14 protein-coding genes are annotated in these 18,415 nt (G+C 64.9%); 9 read left to right on the top strand and 5 right to left on the bottom strand.

Annotated elements, in window-relative coordinates; translation table 11 throughout:
• Nucleotides 1-2: 2 nt before the first annotated feature.
• Together THSYN_RS05235 and THSYN_RS05230 are read left to right on the top strand one after the other, a co-directional pair.
• On the top strand, nucleotides 3-572 hold the full coding sequence (locus THSYN_RS05235) for a TerD family protein (RefSeq protein WP_100922307.1): 570 nt from the start codon (nucleotides 3-5) through the stop codon (nucleotides 570-572).
• A gap of 270 nt (nucleotides 573-842) precedes the next feature.
• Complete coding sequence (locus THSYN_RS05230; RefSeq protein WP_100918200.1) at nucleotides 843-1,883, top strand: DUF475 domain-containing protein; 1,041 nt, start codon at nucleotides 843-845, stop codon at nucleotides 1,881-1,883.
• A 783-nt stretch (nucleotides 1,884-2,666) separates the two neighbouring features.
• Here the strand turns inward: THSYN_RS05230 and THSYN_RS36555 are convergent.
• Nucleotides 2,667-3,062 carry a hypothetical protein gene (locus THSYN_RS36555; protein ID WP_100917962.1) on the bottom strand — a complete coding sequence of 132 codons (396 nt, stop codon included), beginning with the start codon at nucleotides 3,060-3,062 and terminating at the stop codon, nucleotides 2,667-2,669.
• Between the two features lie 31 nt (nucleotides 3,063-3,093).
• Complete coding sequence (locus THSYN_RS05220) at nucleotides 3,094-4,428, bottom strand: ISAs1 family transposase (RefSeq protein WP_216644545.1); 1,335 nt, start codon at nucleotides 4,426-4,428, stop codon at nucleotides 3,094-3,096.
• Nucleotides 4,429-4,542: 114 nt separating this feature from the next.
• On the opposite strand from THSYN_RS05220, the gene THSYN_RS05215 reads away from it, so the two are divergent.
• The 6 genes from THSYN_RS05215 (at nucleotide 4,543) to THSYN_RS05190 (ending at nucleotide 14,618) form a co-directional block, all read left to right on the top strand.
• Nucleotides 4,543-5,337, top strand: coding sequence for a formylglycine-generating enzyme family protein (locus THSYN_RS05215; RefSeq protein ID WP_100918199.1), 795 nt, complete (start codon nucleotides 4,543-4,545; stop codon nucleotides 5,335-5,337).
• Between the two features lie 816 nt (nucleotides 5,338-6,153).
• Complete coding sequence (locus THSYN_RS05210; RefSeq protein WP_100918198.1) at nucleotides 6,154-7,629, top strand: hypothetical protein; 1,476 nt, start codon at nucleotides 6,154-6,156, stop codon at nucleotides 7,627-7,629.
• On the top strand, nucleotides 7,623-9,128 hold the full coding sequence (locus tag THSYN_RS05205) for a hypothetical protein (protein WP_100918197.1): 1,506 nt from the start codon (nucleotides 7,623-7,625) through the stop codon (nucleotides 9,126-9,128). The genes THSYN_RS05210 and THSYN_RS05205 overlap by 7 nt, the downstream gene beginning before the upstream one ends.
• A 125-nt stretch (nucleotides 9,129-9,253) precedes the next feature.
• A complete protein-coding gene (locus tag THSYN_RS05200) occupies nucleotides 9,254-9,955 on the top strand; it encodes a hypothetical protein (protein WP_157817467.1) in 702 nt (233 codons plus the stop codon).
• Between the two features lie 208 nt (nucleotides 9,956-10,163).
• Nucleotides 10,164-13,925, top strand: coding sequence for a tubulin-like doman-containing protein (locus THSYN_RS05195; RefSeq protein ID WP_100918195.1), 3,762 nt, complete (start codon nucleotides 10,164-10,166; stop codon nucleotides 13,923-13,925).
• 156 nt (nucleotides 13,926-14,081) lie between these two features.
• Entirely contained in the window at nucleotides 14,082-14,618 is a 537-nt protein-coding gene (locus THSYN_RS05190; RefSeq protein WP_236848799.1) for a TerD family protein, read from the top strand.
• 156 nt (nucleotides 14,619-14,774) lie between these two features.
• Here the strand turns inward: THSYN_RS05190 and THSYN_RS05185 are convergent, their stop codons facing one another.
• Genes THSYN_RS05185 through THSYN_RS05180 form a run of 3 tightly spaced genes read right to left on the bottom strand, consistent with a single transcriptional unit; the run spans nucleotide 14,775 to nucleotide 16,813 of the window.
• Entirely contained in the window at nucleotides 14,775-15,629 is an 855-nt protein-coding gene (locus tag THSYN_RS05185) for a Uma2 family endonuclease (RefSeq protein WP_100918194.1), read from the bottom strand.
• Nucleotides 15,604-15,936 carry a hypothetical protein gene (locus tag THSYN_RS33450; protein ID WP_157817466.1) on the bottom strand — a complete coding sequence of 111 codons (333 nt, stop codon included), beginning with the start codon at nucleotides 15,934-15,936 and terminating at the stop codon, nucleotides 15,604-15,606. The genes THSYN_RS05185 and THSYN_RS33450 overlap by 26 nt, the downstream gene beginning before the upstream one ends.
• Nucleotides 15,908-16,813 carry a hypothetical protein gene (locus THSYN_RS05180; RefSeq protein ID WP_100918193.1) on the bottom strand — a complete coding sequence of 302 codons (906 nt, stop codon included), beginning with the start codon at nucleotides 16,811-16,813 and terminating at the stop codon, nucleotides 15,908-15,910. Before THSYN_RS05180 ends, THSYN_RS33450 begins: the two co-directional genes overlap by 29 nt.
• Before the next feature lie 943 nt (nucleotides 16,814-17,756).
• Between THSYN_RS05180 and THSYN_RS05175 the strand changes: the two genes are divergently transcribed.
• On the top strand, nucleotides 17,757-18,413 hold the full coding sequence (locus THSYN_RS05175) for an NAD(P)H-dependent oxidoreductase (protein ID WP_100918192.1): 657 nt from the start codon (nucleotides 17,757-17,759) through the stop codon (nucleotides 18,411-18,413).
• Nucleotides 18,414-18,415: the final 2 nt, after the last annotated feature.

The following is an 18,415-nucleotide window of genomic DNA, read 5'->3' as shown; positions in this document are numbered from 1 at the left end:
ACATGCCAGTCAATCTGACCAAGGGCGGCAACGTTTCACTGACCAAAGAGGCCCCGGGGATCAGCAAGATCCGCTTCGGCCTGGGCTGGGACGCCCGCAGCACCGACGGCGCCGCCTTCGATCTGGACGCGGTCGCGGCGGTCGTCGGCGAGAGCGGCAAGGTCCTCTCCCAGCCGTACTTTGTCTTCTTCAACAACCTGGAGACACCGGAGAAGGCCGTGATCCACCGCGGCGACAACCGCAGCGGTGCCGGCGAGGGGGACGACGAGGTGATCGAGGTCGATCTCGTCAAACTGCCGGCCGAGGCGGCCAAGATCGTCTTTGCCGCCACCATCTACGATGCCGATACCCGCAAGCAGAACTTCGGCCAGGTCGCCAACGCCTACATCCGCGCGGTGGACGAGGCGAGCGGTGCCGAGCTGATGCGCTTCGATCTGAGCGAGGACTTCTCCACCGAGACCGCGCTGGTCTTCGGCGAACTCTACCGCCGTGAGGCCGAATGGAAGTTCAAGGCCGTAGGGGCCGGCTACGCGGACGGTCTGGCCGGTCTCGCTCGCGATTACGGGGTCTAGCATCAGAACTGATGTGTTGACGCCGATCCCGTAGGGTACGCATCGCGTACCCGCCGAGCCGCGGCAACTTCTGGGGCTGGGCGTCGTTGTCGTTGTCGTAATCGGAGAAGCGATGCACTTTGGGGTGCGAGAGAGTCCGGGGCGCTACGATAGCCTCGATTACGACAACGACAACGACAACGACAACGAAGATAGCGCTATAGGCAGTCCCTAATGGGATTGTTCCACTTATTTGTGAACCGCCCCCAAAAAAACACTCAGGATGGTTTAATGAAAGATTTTCGTATCTCCTTCGTCGTCACCCTTGTATGCCTCGCGCTGGCCGGCTACTGGGGCCTCGAGTCCGGACAAGGCCTGGTCGCCGCCGTCCTCCTCACCGCCATCCTCGGCGTCATGGAAGTCAGCCTCTCCTTCGATAACGCGGTGGTGAATGCCGGCGTGCTGAAGGACATGGAAGAAAAGTGGCAACAGATCTTTCTTACCGTCGGCATACTCATTGCCGTCTTCGGAATGCGGCTCCTGTTTCCGCTCCTGATCGTGACCATCGCCACCGGACTCGGCGTGATCGATGTCGCCACGATGGCCCTCAAGAGCCCCGACGAATATGCCCGCCACCTGCAGGAGAGCCATGTCGGCATCGCCGCCTTCGGCGGCATGTTCCTGATGCTGGTCTTCCTCTCCTTCATCTTCGACGAGAGCCGGGAACTGCACTGGCTCGGCTGGGTGGAAGAGCGCCTGTCCCGGCTCGGCAAGCTCGACGCCATTGCGGTGATGACGGCACTGCTGATGCTCTTCGTCCTGCAATACCTGCTCCCCCTCGATGCCATGGCCCGCCTGACCATGCTAGTGGCCGGCGTCGGCGGCGTCATCCTCTTTATCGCCGTCAGCAGCATCGACGGCCTCTTCGAAAGCGAGGAGGCCGGTGACGCCGCGGTGGCGGTCGCCAAGCGCAACGGTGTAGCCGGCTTCCTTTACCTCGAAGTGCTCGACGCATCCTTCTCCTTCGATGGGGTCATCGGTGCCTTCGCCATCACCCGCGATGTCGTCGTCATCATGCTCGGCTTGGCCATCGGCGCCATGTTCGTGCGCTCACTCACCGTACACCTGGTGCGCAAAGGCACCCTGGATGAATACGTCTTCCTCGAGCACGGTGCCCACTACGCCATCGGCGCGCTCGCGGCCATCATGCTGGCCGGGATCGTCTACCACGTCTCCGAGGTGATCACCGGGTTGATCGGCGTCGGCTTCATCCTGCTCGCCCTGGTCTCGTCCATTCGCTATCGGGCGAAGGCGAACGCCGCCGGGGGCTGACCCTCCACTGGGAGCGCCGCACCCCAGTGCGGCCCGGTCTATCGGCAACGCGCAACGCCGCGGTCGCCTGTGAGCGCGCGCCGCACTGGGGTGCGGCGCTCCCAGTACGGCAGGGATTGAACTGATGTTGGTATGCCGATATTGCAGCCAGCCCCTGGGTTGGGCGACCGAGTACTGTCCGTTCTGCGGCAAGGCGCAATCGCTTGCTGCCATGGCAGCGCGGGCGTCGATGCCTGCGCCGGAGACGGTACCGATCCGGGCCGCGCCCAAGCCGGTTGATCGGATCGCAAGCCGGCTGGAAGAAATACTGGCAGGGCGGATGATCGACCCAAGTGTCGCGCCGGTCATCCCTGAGCCCCAGCTCCCGCGCCCGCGCAACCCCGTGCCAAGGCCAAAGCCGGTCGCCACACCCCGACCCGTACCCGACGGCGCCCGAACCGCATTGGCCGGCGTCGCTGCGATGCGGCAACCCGTCGCGGCTGGGGGCCGCTCCTACGCCGTAGGAGCGGCCCCCGGCCGCGACGAATACGAGGCGGGATCTGGCCGGACTGATGAAAAAGTCCAGCGGCACTGGTTCTGGCCCAGGGTCCCGTCAAAGTCCGGGGGCTTGACGTAGCGGCGGGGGCCTCGGGCGATGCGAAGCGCGCGGGTGACGGTCGGGCGGTAGATCTGGCGAAGACGATCGCGGGGTTGGGCGAGGCGCGCGAAGGGGAAGTGCGCGGGCGCAGGCGAGCGCCAGCCTCCGCCGGAGCGGCCGTGCGTCAGCGTCAGCGGCGTCGGGTGTCAGACGCCGATGGCGGCCAGGGCCCGGCGCGGTTGGTGAGCGAAGGCGCGCAGGGCGCTGGCGATATTGGTAAAGCCGTGCAGACGAGCCAAGGCGATGGCGAAGTTGCGCAGGCTGGCCATGATGGCCGGTCCGTGGCCGACGCGCACGCGCGAGCGATCCTCGTCGAAGGTGACGTCGCGGACATAATGGGAGCGGTTCTCGATGCCCCAGTGGCCGCGGTTGAGTTGCAGGAGTCGCGGCGGGTCGGCCAACTGCGGTGGCAGGCTGGTCACGGCGAACACCGTCTCGTCGCGTTGCTTGCCCGACGTGAGTTCGGTGACGGCGCGTTCGATGCGACAGACCTGGGCGACGTGGGGGAAGTTGACGTAGTCGTTGAGGGCCGTGGAGGCCATCAAGCGGCGCTGCTCCAGGCGCCCATGGCCCTTATCGAGGGTCGTGGTGCAGAGGGGGGAAATGCGCCTCGGTCAGGGCGCTGAGGTCGGCATAGAGGGTGGGCTGATTTTCTTTGACCGTGAAAAAATAGTGGGCCTGTTTCTCCTCGACCAGGAAGCGCGCGGTCTCGCGTTGGGTATGCAGCGCATCGGCGGTGACCACCCGTCCCGTGAGGTCCAAGGGTGCGAGCAGCGGTTTGAGCTCCGGGATCTCGTTGGTCTTGGCCGGGATCTCGCGCTGCGCCACGGTCACGCCCTGATCTTGGAGGAACGCGCTGAGCAGATGCACCTGGGTGCCGTCGGGGCGCACCGCCCCGCGCAGGGCCTTACCATCGACGGCCACGGCATCGTCGGCAGCGACGAGGCCGAGCAGCCAGTCACTCAAGGTGGCATCAATGGCGGCAACGTCGCTGGCTTGCAGGACGCGGCGCAAGGTCGGCTCGGAGGGTGGCTCGAAGCGCTCGGTGCGGGGATTGTAGCGGGCGTGTAGACGCTTGAGTTGGGCCTGGGTCAGGCGCGCTGCCCACTCGGCGAGCGCGGTATAGCCGCGGTTGCCGGCGAGTACGGCGGCGAGGCCGATGCTCAACACCGTGGCCTGGGGATGGCGTTTACCGCGCGGACGGCGCCGATCGGGCAGCGCGCGCAGACGCTGCTGCAGGTCCTGCATCTGGGCCGTGGTCAGGGTGACGGATTGCATTGGCGTGCTCCAAGGGGCGGGTAGCACGGGGGCGCACAACAGCGCCCGGGCGCGTGGGTGCAACGGATAGACGAGTGCCTGCTTGGGTTCGCCATGGGGGGTATAGCGGCCGTTGCAGCGCGCAAAGCCGCGCGTGGTGCCGACCACCTGCCAGTTGGCGGCGCGGTAACAGGCACCGGTAAAACGCGTTGGATCGACGAAGGTCTCGGCCAGCAACAGGCGGTGACCATGGACGCGCAGCCAATCGTCGGACAGGCGCCGCAGGTTCAGCGCCAGGATGCGCGAGGCCAGATTAGGGACGCGCCCGGTGGCGGGGAGGATCAAGAACCGGGCGTTGTTGGCCAGCAGATGCAGGCGTTGATAGTGCAGCACCCGCGGCCAACCGATCCAGGCATCGCGGGCCGCGCACTTGAGCGCCGCCGCCTGCCAGCCGAGCAGCGCCAGCCAGCACCCATCAAGCGTGGCAACGTAGCGTAAGGTCTTGCCGAATAACGAGCGTAGGCCCAGGTAATGATGCGCCTCGACCAGCGCATCCCACGCGTCCCGCTCCCCGGGCAGGATCAGGCGGACCTCCAGACGCCGGAGTAACTCCGACGCGGGGCGGCAGGACTGGCAAGGAATTTCGGCCATGCCGACTGTTGTAAGACATTTCGGGCCGAAAATCCAGTTCTGCGAACATCGGTCACAAGCTCAAGGGGCTACGGGTGAACTCGACGGAGCCCTGGGTTCTGGCCGACGGCGCTCGTGACTGGCCTGATCCTACTGGTCCTCGTCACCTACCACTACATGCCGGACACCATCAGCGCGCAACCGACGCCCACCCCGACCATGGTCCCGATCCCCGCCGGCCGCTTCTCGATGGGCTGCCAGGAGGGCGAGCAGGGCTGCGAGGCCAACGAGAAACCGGCCCATTGGGTTCAGGTCGCCGCGTTTGAATTGGGCAAATACGAAGTGACCTTTGACGAATGGGACGCCTGTGCCGCCGACGGCGGTTGCACCCAGAAACCCGGCGACGAGGGCTGGGGCCGGGGCCGACGCCCGGTCATCAATGTCTCCTGGGACGACGCCCAGCACTATGTGACCTGGCTCAGCCGCAAGACCGCCAAGCCCTATCGGCTGCCCAGCGAGGCCGAATGGAAATATGCCGCCCGCGCCGGTACCCAAACCCCTTGGTCATTCGGCGATGATGAGAAGGCCACGGGCGACTACGCCTGGTTTGGTGGAAACGCTGGAGATAAGACCCACCCGGTCGGCGAAAAGCGGGCCAACCCCTGGGGCCTATACGATATGCACGGAAACGTCTACGAGTGGGTGCAGGACAATTTGCACAAGGACTATCAAGGCGCCCCCATGGACGGTCGCCCCTGGGTAGATACCACAGGCGTGAGGCGTGTGCTGCGCGGCGGCTGTTGGGCCGGCGAGGCGCTGCTCCTGCGCTCTGCGTACCGCAACCGCCACGACCCCGGCCGCCGCTCCCGCTACTTCGGTTTCCGGCTTGCCCTAGGTCCCCACCCCGGCCGGGAGAAGGCAAGCCGGTAGGTAGCGGGGCCGGACTGCCCGCGCAAGGAGCGAGCGGTAGCGAGCGGGAGGCGCGGGCGGTCAGGCACCGCGGGGGGCCGGGGATGTGCAACCCCCCGCTTCTGGTGACACCGCTCCAGCGGTGTCACCCCTGTGTCGGGCGCTCTGCGCCGCGAGCGCTCGGGAGGGCCCGCGGCGGTTGGCGTCGCGCCCCGCGTCCCCCTCCCCGCTTGCCGCGGCAGGCGCGCCCGCCCGTCTCTTGGTCCGGTGCTGCATGTGAGCCCGTAGGGTCCGCTGTGCGGACCGAACGCCGCTGGTCGACAATGATGATCAAGGCCGTGCCGCGGGCGGCCTTGATCATGGTGCTGGCCGCGACCCTGAGCGATTGCGGAATTTCTTGACAAGACTAACAAGATTTACAAGATTGAAGACAAATAACATCTTGTAAATCTTGTTAATCTTGTCAAAATGTCTTGGTTTCGCGCTCATTGTGCGGTTCGGGGCCGCCCCCGTAAGACCTCCTTCCTGCCGCTGCCGGCCGCAACGACGATCAAGGCCCCGCGGGCCGGGCACCGCGCTTGGGCGGGCAACATCCACCGGCCAAGGCTTCGGCGGCGCTGGTGGATGCGCTGCGCTTATCCACCCGTCGTCTGCGCGACCACATCAGTTTGGATCGCACCCGAGCCCCTAAGCCCGCTTGACGAAATCCAGTCCACCGAATACTTTAACTATCTCGGCATAGTGCCTTTTCCCTTCCAGGCCCCCGCGGAACCGGCGCCGGTGCTGAGGACCTGGGTCTGGGCGATTCGGCTACACCATCAGAGTGAATGTTGAGAAATGGAAACATGGGACCTTGACTACCCTGATGGCCACAGCGAAACCTGGACCAAAGACCCGGGCACCGGCGCATTCAGGCTGGCCCAGTACAATGGCTTAGGGCCGACACAGGACCAGTACAGCACGCCCGAGACGGCCGAACTCGTCGGCGCGCGTCTGTGCCGGGAGGCAAACGCAACGGTCCTCTACCCCGGGATGTTCCGTTACTCCCCGCTCACGGGCGCGCCCCTGCCCGAACCCACGCGGGCGCACCAGGAAAGCTGGTTGCCCCCGTTCGGCGGCGGACAGACGCCGGACTTCATGGGGATGCCCGGGCTGCGCCAAACCCACGTCGATCTGGCCTTGCCCAAGACCCTGAGGTCCCAGCAGGACCCGAGTGTTTCGCTCCCTTTGCCGCCCCCGGGCGACTACCATTTTCTCGTCGGCAACCTGTCCTCCTGTCGTCCTTCATTGTTGGCCATCGAGCCGCGGCGAGGACTCTTGTATATCTTCCGCGACCCGCAGCAGCAGTGGGTGGAACTGCGAGCCAAGCATCAATTGCTGCCCGAGTCCTCCCTGAAGACCGGCCACTGGGGTCTGGCCTGCCCGGACCCCGGCAAGCAGGCGTTTTTTCTCCCCACCGATTATGGACTGGCGGCGCTCGACCTCGACATCCTCGACTTCACCTATGACCTGCGCCTGTACCCGGGACGCTGCGTCGGCCCCCCGGTGTGTTTCCAAGGCAAGAACGTATTTGTCCCCATCACACTAGGCGAGGACAAGGGTGGGCTGCTGCGCATCGATACCGCAAACCCCTCCCGTGTCGAGCAACTGGACCTGCCGCGCGAATCGCTCGCTGAGCCATTCACTACCGCGCTGGTTGATCGCCGCCAGGTGATCTGGCTCAGCCGTCTTGGTCAACTGATCCTCAAATTCGCCGATATCACCGGCAAGCCGACCATGTCTTTTCTGCCTTGGCCCGCGGGATTCCAGCCCTGTTTTCAGTTCGGCAGCCCCTATCGCGCCCGCGACGGGGTCTTGTGGCAGCTCGGTTTTGATCAGCAACAGGGGCGTTATCTCTACATGACCCTGGCGAGCGCTCAACCCGAGCGCCAGGAGACCGCCAGCCCCCGCTTCGGTTCGGGCACGATCAACTTTGCGCTCGAAACGCAACTGCGCAGCCATCCATGGCTCGATCCTGAGAATGTCGCAGACCCCGGGTCCCGTCATATTGTGGCGCCGCTCCTGGAGTCCCCCAACAAGTCGGCATTCTGCGTCCGCATCCCTTGGAATCAGGGGGCCGAGAGCCTTTTCAACAGCAACGCGAAACATGCCGCCGAGTTTGCGCTCATTATGCAGGATGCAGACGTGAGCTTTTTCATGAGAAAGCTGACGCACCCCTGGCGGATGCGCGCCTTCGTTTATCACCGGCATCTTTACCTTTATCACCCGGATTTCGATCAATCGATTCCCGGCTGGGAGCTCCTGTCTTGCTGACGCCAAAGCAAAAGGCCAAGACCCTGCCCCTGGGCCTGCTGCTCCTGTTGGCCATGCTCGGCTCGCAGGCCCCGGCCGCAGCGCCGATGCAGCAGGCATTTCTTATCCAGAATTCGGGATGGATGGAGCCTTTTTATACCGATCCCAGGTCCCAGTTCAAGCCCCTGGTGCTGGCCGTCTTTCATGCCGTGACCAGTCCGGACGAGAAGGTCTTTGTGTCGGTATTCAACCAATCGTTCGGCGACCACCAGTCACCGGAGCTGATCTTTTCCAGCGGCGCTGCCGGACCGCCCCTGGAGGATGTCATCGCCGCCGTCACAGTCGCAAAGAAGCCGAAATCCGGTGCCTTGACCGATACCGATTTTCAGGAGGCAGTGACCAAGACCATCGTTGAGCAATTCCTGGGGCGACCAGGAATTATCTGGATCTTCACCAACAACAGGAACAGCCCGCACAATGACCCTGAAACGCTCGCGCGCAATCGCGAGTTTTACGAATTGGTGCATATTGAGCCGACGATCGCCAGGACCGTCGTGTTCCCATTGGGGATGGCAGTCAAGGGGCGGGTCTATCAGGCCGGCGGGCTCATGGTCTATGCGCTGGCCTATGGGCAGGAGGCCGACGCGGCCCTGCGCCACTTGATTCAGAGCGGCCGGACGGCCAAGGTCTTTACCGAGCAACCGGCGCGGCTCAAGCCGTTGGACCGGGACTCGGTCCGCCTGCTGCCGCGGGAAATCAGGAACGAATCCGCAATCACTGTCGGGATGGCCGCCGATCAGGCAACGGTGCTCTTGGACGTGGTTGCCTCCCGGGAACAGCCCCGCGTCGAGATCGTCGCCTCGCTGGAGAACCTGTTTTATCCGTATATTATCGAAGCCGCTGACATCGCGGCGCGATTTACGGTCGGGTCCTGGCAGGGCCCGTTGTCCGTCGACCCGCCCGCCGTCAGCCGGCTGCAACCCGGGGCTCAAGAGGTGGTCAGGGTCTCGCTGCCCATTCCGCTGGCCCAGATACCCTCTATCTGGTCAGCCAAAGCCATGAGTTCCTTGGGAAAGCGCATCCAGATGGAGGGTACGGTCGAGATCACGCTCAACAATCAACGCCTCGCGTTATCTGATACGTTTCGGCAAGACCTGAACGCACTCTTTCCCGGCGATCCGATCTCCGAGGTATTCGTGCCGCCTCAAGACACCCTCGCATCGCGGGTCAGCATTCCCTTGCTGATTCGCATCAACTATCCGCTTTACCCCCTGATCATCATCGGGGCCGCCTTGCTCCTGGGCCTGGGGTTGATCCTGTTCGCGCTGGGCTTCTTCACCAGGCCGCGAGACTATCACATCAGGGTCGACGGCCAGGTGCAGACCTGCCGGCTCAAGCCGTTCCAACGACAGGAATTGTATTGCGCCGCGGGGGACCGCGTTGCCGGGGTCCGGCGCGGCCTCACCGGTGTCGAGATTCTCGACCCCAAGGAAGGGCACCGTGTTGAGGTGACCCAATAAGGATCGCGCCTTGATCATAGGCACGCTCGCGGGCGATCGGTCCGCACAGCGGACCCTATGGGAGCGGGACCCTAGGGTCCGCTGTGCGGACCGGAGACCTTGCGGTTGGCACCTTGGCCGGGACAATGATCGAGGCCCCAAGGCCCACCCATCTACCTGACGAGCGGGAGCTTCCCGGAGTCTCGACCGATGGCCTTATACTAGGCACCCTGACGTGCAAGACGGATCGCGCGGCTTCCCGGCTTTCCGGAATTCTCGCTGCCGTCTCTTTATCCATAAGGGGAACGACCATGGCGGAAAAATCGACGACACCTGAAGGCGGCGCCGGCCATCAAGGGCAGGCCGCGAAACCGGCAACGGCCAACACGGCGGCCAGACCGGACTCGAAGGGCTTCAAACTGCCCGATCCCAACACCCAGCCGCCGGCCCTATCGGCTGCAACGACAACGGCCCTGCCGGGGGCCAGCCAGGCGGCGCCCACCGCCGCGACCCTGACCACGGTCCCCGCGATCAATCCATCCGGTGGGGTCAAGGCCGATACCGGGCCGCGCGATCTGGCGATCGGCGGCGGTGTTTGGCTGGTGCTGGTCATTGCCTTTTTCTTTGCCAAGACCGGTTATGCCAATATGCTGGTAGGCAAGCGGGTCGCACCGCGCTCGGCCAATGCCTCGGGTTGGTGGCTGTTTATACTGCTGACAAGCCTCGCGACCGGCGGCGTCCTGGCGGTCGTCGATCAGGAGCGCTTTCTGGCGCCGATCTACATCGCGGGCTTTGTGGGCGTCGCCTTGTTGGCCTTGATCTTGATGCTGATGACCGGACGCCGGTAAGAACTTGAGCCTAGCAAGAGCATTCATCCACAGATAAACACAGATTATCACAGATAATTCATTGACTTACGCTTGGCCGGGGACCGCCTCGCCGGTGATTGCGACAATAGCGGTAAGCGCATAACAATTCGAAGAAAATCTGTGTTCATCTGTGTCCATCTGTGGATTTTAGGTTGAGCGAAACATCCCGACGAATTGGAGGGCGAGCATGGCAGAGCAAGAGAATGTGGCGCGCGCCAGACGGGCGGAGCAAATCGTCAAACTGCGCCCGACGCTGTATATCGGGGTGGGCGGGACGGGCATGGAGGTCATCTTGCGGGTGCGCCGCCGGATCCTCACCGCGGTCTGGGGACCACCACAGCATCCGATGCGCATTTCGACCCTGGCGGAATTTCCGGTCGCCCAATTCATCCATTTCGATCTCGACCACGGCGCCTTGGTCGAGTCGGGCAAGTCGCAGCGGACCGATCCACTCGCCGACGCCGTCAAGCTGTCCGACGAGGACCGGCTGGTGGAGGCGTTCGAGATCGAGCGCTACAGTCGCAGCGATGACGACTTGGCGAAGTATCCCTATATCGAGAATTGGTCCCCGCTCACGCCCAAGAAGATCCGTGAGATGGGCATCGATCCCGCCAAGGGCGCCGGTCAGATTCGCGCCATTGCGCGACTCTATTTCTTCGATAAGTATTCAAAGATAAAGGACAAGATCCGCACCAAGCTGGTGTGGCTGAAGAGCGGCCTGTCCAACGACGCGCAACTCAAGGCCCTGGGGCTCGATCTGGATCAGAGCAAGTTCCGCATCATCGTCATCGGGTCAGTGGCCGGGGGCACCGGCGCCGGCTCCTTTCTGGATATGGGCTGGCTGGCCAAATGGATTGCCAGAGACACCGTGAGCGCGGCGGATGTCGAAATGATGGTGTTCCTGCCGACCGGCTATCAAAGCGCCAACAAGGAGCGTACGGAGGCCAATGGCTATGCCTCGTTCATGGAACTGGAGACCTGTATGCGGGGCGGTTCGCGTTTCGTCACGCGCTGGGATGCCTATGACCGCCCGGAGCTGAGCGTCAAGCCCTACGACGAGGTGTATCTGATCGACTCGGGCAATCTCGCGCAGTTGCATACCAGCAACCAGAAGGACATTTATGACATGGTGGCGGACGCGCTGTTCGAGGATTTCGCCTCGATCGATTTCGCCAACAAGAAGCGCTCCGTTGCGGTCAATCAGCGCCAGCACAAGATCCTTCCCTTTACCCCGCCCGTACCCGGCGGCCGTTATGGCGACATGCGGCTGTCTTATTTCCAGGGTTATTCCGCCTTCGGGCAGTCGGTATTGGATACCCAGCGCGGCGTCCGGCGCGACATGCGCGCCTACCACTGGACGGCGGAGATGCTCAAGGCGTTTTTCGGCGTCGCCATGGCGGACCTGGGCGCGCGGCGGGCGACCGACAAGCAACGCGACGATTTCATGGCGCAGTATATTCAACTGGTGCCGCGGGCATTCACCGATTTTCCCGAGATCAGCGACCCCCGGGCCAAGCTCAACCGGGGGGAATTTACCGATTATCAGATGACCGAAACCCTGCTGACCGATCGGCAGGGATCATTGATCGATGGGATGCTGCAGAAGGTCGCCGCGAGTATCGAGCGGATCGCCTCCGCCAACAAGAAGGATGACTGGGGCTCGTGCATCAGGGAGGCGGTGAAGCAACTGGAACATGACGTGGTTCGCGACCAGGACTCGACCGCGGATACCACGGAGGATCGCGTCACCCATGACGCGGCGCAGTTGTTCAAGGAAACGACGCAGAGGATTCGCGACCAGCTCTATGTCTATCTCGACAACAAAGACTATGGCGGGCTGGAATACGTGCTGTCGTTGGTCGAGCAGATCAAGGATCGCCTGGAGAATCCCGGCACCGGCCTGATCGCGGCCTTGGCCGACAATGCCCGGCGCTATGGTGAGCTGCGCGACGTGGTCCGCAGTTGCGAATACGATCGCCTCTTGACCAACCTGGAGCAGACCAAGGGCAGCGGGCTGTTCGGCTTCGGCAACAAGGAGGAGCAGGCGCGCCTGATCCTGAACCAAATCAAGCAGGAGATCTCTAATTTCCTGAAATTTCATCTGCGCGCAACGGCTGCCTCGCACGCCTCGGCACTGTTGAAGAGGATTTCGCAGTGGTTGGGCGAGCGCCAGGGTATCGATGAGCGCGGTGATGCCTCCTGGAGCGGGCTGGTCGGAGAGTTCCAGGCTGGCCGAACCTCCGTGCTGGCCATGATCGACTCGGTCGAAGGCAAGGTGGAGCTCTTGCTCGAGGATACCCGCAAGGATCATGCGACCTATATCCTCGTCGACACGCCGGAAGAAAATGCGCCCTTGCCGCCGATGCGGGAATTGCGCTCATGGGCCGATGAGGTCTTCATCGATATCGGCGGCTCCCGGACCCTGTTTCCGATGCTCGCGGAGCCGAAAGAGCGTGAACGATTGATTGGTCTGTTGCGGGTCAAGGCGGAACAGCAGATCGCCGCGCTGTCACATCAGTTGCCCGACGAGAGCGATCCGCTCCTGCTCGCGCTCGAGGCCATGCGTCCGATCGAGCGGCAACGGCGGTTCGCGGAGTTGATCACCCGCGCGATGCCCTGGATCGATGCAAGCTGGGGAAAGGACTTCGAGCCTAAACCGGATCAGTTTAAGTGCTATATCGGGGTAGCCAACGCGGCCGACTACGAGCAGCGCTTCCGGGAGGAACTGGTGTCGCAGGTGCCCGCCGGCGTAGGGATTTCACCGCAGCAGGTGGCCTTTGTCGATACCGGCGTCCCCGGCCGCGCCGTCTGCTATTGTGAGTTGTCCGGGATACCTTTGACCACCCTGCGCGGTATGGAGGCGTGGCGGACCAGCTATCGCAAGGAGTCGGAGAAGATCCCGCTCCACACCCACCGCGACTCCACCCAGTTCACCCATCCCCTGGCCCCGTCGACGACCGAGCTCAATCGCTTGGCCGACGACTTTTATCAGTATTTGCTGGGGGTCATGCTCGGGGTCGTGGTCCGGGACACCAGGACGGAGACGGTTCCGCCCGGGCAGTATGTCTTTTCCGTCAGCCGGGGTGACAGTCGGCGTATCGGCAATGAACGGGCATTCCGCTTGAATGGTTTGCCGGAAACCTATCGTGAACAGATCATCGGCGATGTCAATGACAGGCTCGGCGGTCTCGATGGCGTGCAGTTAGCGTGTCTGGCCGTCCTGTCGGACTATTACGCAAAGGAAGTCTACACGCCCTGCCTGGTGGCGGATGAAATGGGCAGTCAAAGGCCCGTGAAGGGCTTTCCGGCCGCCATCGCGGAGGAGTTGGGGCGGGATCTACGTGAGAAGGCACGGCGTAAGGGGGTGAGCGACGCGGATAGCGCGGGGTACCAGCGGCAGGCGCTTGGCAAGATCGATGCGTGGAGCCTTACCGTCGAGAACTCCAACGCGGACGCCTATGCTTGGGAGGTTCAGGAAAGTGAGCAACCGCGGATGAAGCGCGTCGTGCTCCCGGTCTTTTTCGAGGCCGGGGGATTGGTCGGCCTGTTGGGGCCTGCGGCACAATCGGCGACCAGCGTGGTGACTGGAGCAACGGCCTCGCCTGGACCAGCTACCGCGCCGACCCCGCCGGCCTTTGCTTCTTCGTTGCCGCCGCCGCTTGGCGTACTCCCCGTGGTACCGCAGTACCTGTATTTCGTCGTGCTCAATGGTCAGCAGCAGGGTCCCTATCCCTTTCTCCAGTTGCAGCAGTTGCTCGCGGCCCGGCAACTGGAGTTTGCGACGCTTGCCTGGCGTGAAGGCCTCGCGGGATGGCTGCCGATCGGGCAGATTCCCGAGCTTGCCACCCTGCCGACGGTCACCCCGCCGCCGGTTCCGGCCACCCCACCGCCGATTCCCGGGGCGGTCCCGGGGCCGGTGACGCCGCTGGATGCACCACCGGGGACCTGATCGATGTTGGCCTGCAGATTCTGCAACGAATCGCTGGGTTGGGCGACCCGGTTCTGTCCCTTTTGTGGGAAGCCCGACCCGGCGGTAGTGGTGGAACGGCCGCGGCCGGCGCCTGCGGCGAAGGCGGCGCCACTGGTGGTCGCACTGACCAAGGGAATGAATCTGTCCCTGTCCAGGACCTACCCCGGTGTCGAGCGCCTACGGATCGGCCTGGGATGGAATGAGCGGACGGCGGCGGGCGACGCGATCGAACTGGATGGCATCGTCTTTATGACGACGGACAACGCTAAGGTGCGGGGCGACGAGGATTTGATCTTTTACAATCAGGTGGCCTCGGCGTGCCGGTCCGTTTCATTTGACGGCAAACAAGGGCCGGGCGAGGCGTTTTCGGTCAGTCTAGACCTGGTCCCGACGGCGATCCAGCACCTGGTGATCGGCGTCACCATTTATGAGGATGATGCGCGTCGACAGGATTTCGGCCAGGTCCGCGGGGCCTCTGTGTGTCTCACGGACATGAAGACCGGGGTGGAGCTTGTGCGCTTTGACCTTCCGGATGATCAGGGCACCGAGACGGCGATGATCCTCGGGGAGATCTACAGGCGCGGCGGCGAATGGAAGTTCAGGGCCGTGGGACAGGGTTTCGCGGGTGGGTTGCGGGCCCTCTGCGGTCATTTCGGCGTCAGCGTGGCGTGAGATATTTGCTCGGCTTCCCGGCCGAACACTGGGTCCTCACGCGAGCCCATCGCGCAGGAGCGCGAAACCGGCCACATCGATCAATGACCGCTGCCATCCACAGGGCGGTGTTGGGCTCGGAACGGAGCACGTCGTCAGTCATGGCAATAACCTCGCTCAGGCGTCGAACAGCCCGGCCAGGGTGTCGGCCCGGGCTGCGGCGAGCAGCCAGGCGCGCAGGCGCTCGGGGTCGCGGGTGCTGCGCAGGCGCTCGCGGGTGGTGTCGTCGACCGCCAAGCCGCGGGCGGCGAGGAGGGTCAGGATTGCGTCGGCCAGACCTTCCTCCCGTCCTTCCTCCCGTCCTTCTTCCAGTCCCTCCTTCCGTCCCTCCTTCCTTCCCTCCTCCCATCCTTCCTCCCGCCCTGCCTTATGGATAGCGTCCAGGTCCGCATAGCCTCGGCGCTGCAAGAGGTTGCGCAGGATAAGGTCCTGGGCGGCGGCACGATCGAACAGGGCGGCGACCGGGACCGGATTGCGCAGGATACCCGGGGCCAAGAGCTGCTCCCCCACCCCGCGGGTCTGCATCGGCTGCCCCGGGGCATGGACCTCGACCCGGCGCGGGCCGATCAGGCGCACCACCCACACCAGGCGGGTGCCGTGGGCGAGCAGGTCGACGATCTTGGTCCGCAGGTCCGCCTCATCCTGTCCGCGGGCGGCGTATTCCAGGGCGAGCGGCGGGGCCTCGGGGATCCAGCCGCCGTCCCCGCCCGGTACCCCCGTGAGGCCCGCGACCGACACATCGGGTGCGCGCAGGGTCCCGGGGTCCGGGGAATAGCCGGCATCGACCCCGGTCCACTGCACGTCCGGGTCGCTGTCGAGCAGCGCGGCACCGGTCGCGTTCGGGCCCGCGTGGTCGCGCCCGGACGGGGCGCAGTAGATCGGGTGGCCATTGGTCAGCTCGTAACGGTCGCCGTCGCGCAGTTGATCGGCGCGGAAGGGACCCTGTTCAGGGTTCGATTGTCGGTTGCTCATTCGCGGTGGCTCCGGCTGGGATCTTTCCCTCGATAACACCTGAACGCACGCCAGTCAACCCCCGGGCGGCGCTTAGCGCGCGTCGAAATAGCGCAGACAGACGGCGACCGCCGCCGCCGACTCGGGCGAGCCAGCCGTTCCGGTCCGACTCGACCGTCTTGGTCTCCGGCAGCGCCTTGCGCTCCCACAGGTTGATCTCGATGAATACCCCGCCCTGCATTGGCGTTTCAATATCGACCTCAGTGAGGTCCTGGCCCGCAGCCTGCAGCGAGACCCGATCATCGCGACGCCGCCCCTTGACCGGCAACCTGATGCCGAGGCCCTGTGGGAGCGGGCTGCGGCCGCGACTGGGCCTCACCGGTTGCCGCGACCTCGCGTCGCGGCTGAAGCCGCTCCCACAAGGCGCGCAAGGCTCGCCAGGTGGTGCGCTCGGGTCCGGCCAGCAACAGGTCGCAATACCGGTAGCCCGGGAGCGAGTAGATCTGCGGGTACTGGGGCTGATGCTCCGTCTGCATGGTCTCGGCCTCGCGGAAGCACCCGAGTGCCGGCCCCCGTTCGCCCTGCTGCTGCAGTGCATTGGCCAAGTTCGTGCGCTGGCCGATGCGCTCATGATAGACCTCCTCGCACGCCTGCTGCTGCAACCCCGCCAGGCACCCGTGCGCGACCGCCTGGTAGAGCGGCTGGAGCCCGGCCATCCCGTCCGGGCGCTCGGGGACACCCGCCTTCAGATATTCATAGAGCCGCCGGTGCCCCTCACGCCAGGCGTCCGGGTGCGCCTCGTGCAGGCGCTTGCCCAGGTACTCGCGCACCAGCGGGTGGGCGTCGATGGCGGGGGCCTCGCGCCCCGTCCGGTCCGCGGGGGGCGGCTCGATCAGTCCGCCGTCGCTGAGTCGACTCAGGGTCAGATTCCAGTCGGTCTCGGTCATCGGGGTGTATTTGGTCCCCAGACCGAGAAAGCGCTTGGAGCCAACGAACAGTGGCTCGGTCAACCCGGCCATGGGCGGCGCCTGCCGCAGTGCGGCCAGGCAGCCGGCCGCGGCCGGGCGGTCGAAGAACCCGAGCAGGCGCAGGGCGGCCAGTTCCCGGGCGCCTTGCCCGCCCGCGCGTCCGAAGCAGGTCTCGTAGGCAGCCATGACCCGGAAGGCGTGGCCGCCCTGGGTCTCGTCGGCGTCGGCCAGATCCACGAGGTCGCGTTGGCGGCAGTCGCCCCAGTGCGCGTGGGCGAGGTAGCCGCCGAGCAGCGTCAGGGTGAGCGCATGGCCGCGGACTTCGCGGGTGGCGGCGATCAGCTCCAGAGCGGCCGGTGCGATAGTGGAACGCCTTGGGTCTCATGGCGCCGATTCGCGATCGGACAAACATCGCCTGCGGTCCTCTGTCACGCCCTTTCAGGGCTGAATCCCCCATCCATCTGACCCAGGGCTTTGCCCTGGGCTGGTATGTGGCGCCCCTTCGGGGCTCAAGACGGCGGTGGGGCGAGCATGCGTCGTACGGCCTGGATCGTCATTCCCGCCAGCGGCGCTACAATCGTGTTGTAATACAAAACCGTAGTGCGACGCTCGCCCCCGCCCGGCGGCATGGGGATCGCCGTGCCATGCTGCCCGTAGGGTCCGCTGTGCGGACCGCCGACCTCTCGGCGAGTGGATGCGGCGCGCACCGGGCCCGGACCCTTCCGGCTCGGTGCCGCGCGTCTTATCCACCCTGCCCGTTGGGCGCATGACGGGTTTCGCTGCGCTCTACCCAATCCTGCAGCCTCACTGCCATTTGGTCAATCCGCAACGGCTACTGGGAGCGCCGCACCCCAGTGCGGCGTGGTCTCCGCTCAAGCCGTACCGCCGGGGTTGGCTGCGAGATCGCGCCGCACTGGGGTGCGGCGCTCCCAGACCGGACCGGACGTGAGGCGTAACTCAATGGCGGTGACCCTGTCCGCGGGCGCATGATAGGTTTCGCCGGGCTTGCACCCCGCCGCAGTGCCGCGGGGATACTCCTGAGCCTGGCAGAGGCCGCGCGCCTTGCTTGCCCGCAACGACGTTGGGCCGCACCTGGACGCGGCTCAACGCGCTTTTCCCGACCGCCCGCCTTGGGTATCCTGTACCCTGAGTCACACAGTCACTTGTCCGGGGGGGCACCATGCCGTCGCAGGCGCCGGTTTTATCCAGGGGGGACGGGGCGCTCGCCGGGCGCCGCATCCTGATCCTGTTCGCCCATCCGTCGCTGGATCGCTCCGAGGCCAATCGGCCCCTGGCCGCGGCGACCGCCTCGCTGGAGGGGGTGACCCTGGTGGACCTCTATGCCGAGTACCCGACCTTCGAGATCAACGTGGATCGGGAACAGGCGCGTCTGTTGAGCCATGAGGTCATCTGCTTCATGCACCCGCTCTACTGGTACTCGACCCCGGCCATCCTGAAGGAGTGGCAGGACCTGGTCCTGGAACACGGCTTTGCCTACGGTATCGGGGCCGGCGCCCTGAATGGCAAGCTGTTTTTCAATGCCCTGACCGCCGGCGGTCCGGAGGCCGCCTACTGCGCCGCCGGCTACAACCACTTCACCATCCGCGAACTGCTCCACCCCCTGGAGCAGATGGCGCGCCTGTGCGGCATGGTCTACCTGCCGCCCTTTGCACTCTTCGGTGCCCGCACCGCGGTCGATGAGGGGCGGATGCCGGGCCATGTGGCCGACTGGGTGCGGGTGCTCACCGCCCTGCGTGAGGATCGGCTCGACCTGGCGGCGGCGGTCTCCCGGACCACGCTCAACGCGGACCTGGCGACGCTGCTGCGGGGTGCCTGAGC

The organism is Candidatus Thiodictyon syntrophicum (genome assembly GCF_002813775.1).
Lineage (GTDB): Bacteria > Pseudomonadota > Gammaproteobacteria > Chromatiales > Chromatiaceae > Thiodictyon > Thiodictyon syntrophicum.
The sequence above is the reverse complement of the archived record's forward strand: the minus strand, read 5'-3'. Positions and strand labels throughout refer to the sequence as shown.

Coding starts and splice junctions, on each gene's coding strand:
- THSYN_RS05235 (WP_100922307.1), top strand. CDS start 3: ATGCCAGTCAATCTGACCAAGGGCGGCAACGTTTCACTGACCAAAGAG.
- THSYN_RS05230 (WP_100918200.1), top strand. CDS start 843: ATGAAAGATTTTCGTATCTCCTTCGTCGTCACCCTTGTATGCCTCGCG.
- THSYN_RS36555 (WP_100917962.1), bottom strand. CDS start 3,062: ATGGCCTCCACGGCCCTCAACGACTACGTCAACTTCCCCCACGTCGCC.
- THSYN_RS05220 (WP_216644545.1), bottom strand. CDS start 4,428: ATGGCCGAAATTCCTTGCCAGTCCTGCCGCCCCGCGTCGGAGTTACTC.
- THSYN_RS05210 (WP_100918198.1), top strand. CDS start 6,154: ATGGAAACATGGGACCTTGACTACCCTGATGGCCACAGCGAAACCTGG.
- THSYN_RS05200 (WP_157817467.1), top strand. CDS start 9,254: ATGATCGAGGCCCCAAGGCCCACCCATCTACCTGACGAGCGGGAGCTT.
- THSYN_RS05195 (WP_100918195.1), top strand. CDS start 10,164: ATGGCAGAGCAAGAGAATGTGGCGCGCGCCAGACGGGCGGAGCAAATC.
- THSYN_RS05190 (WP_236848799.1), top strand. CDS start 14,082: ATGAATCTGTCCCTGTCCAGGACCTACCCCGGTGTCGAGCGCCTACGG.
- THSYN_RS05185 (WP_100918194.1), bottom strand. CDS start 15,629: ATGAGCAACCGACAATCGAACCCTGAACAGGGTCCCTTCCGCGCCGAT.
- THSYN_RS05175 (WP_100918192.1), top strand. CDS start 17,757: ATGCCGTCGCAGGCGCCGGTTTTATCCAGGGGGGACGGGGCGCTCGCC.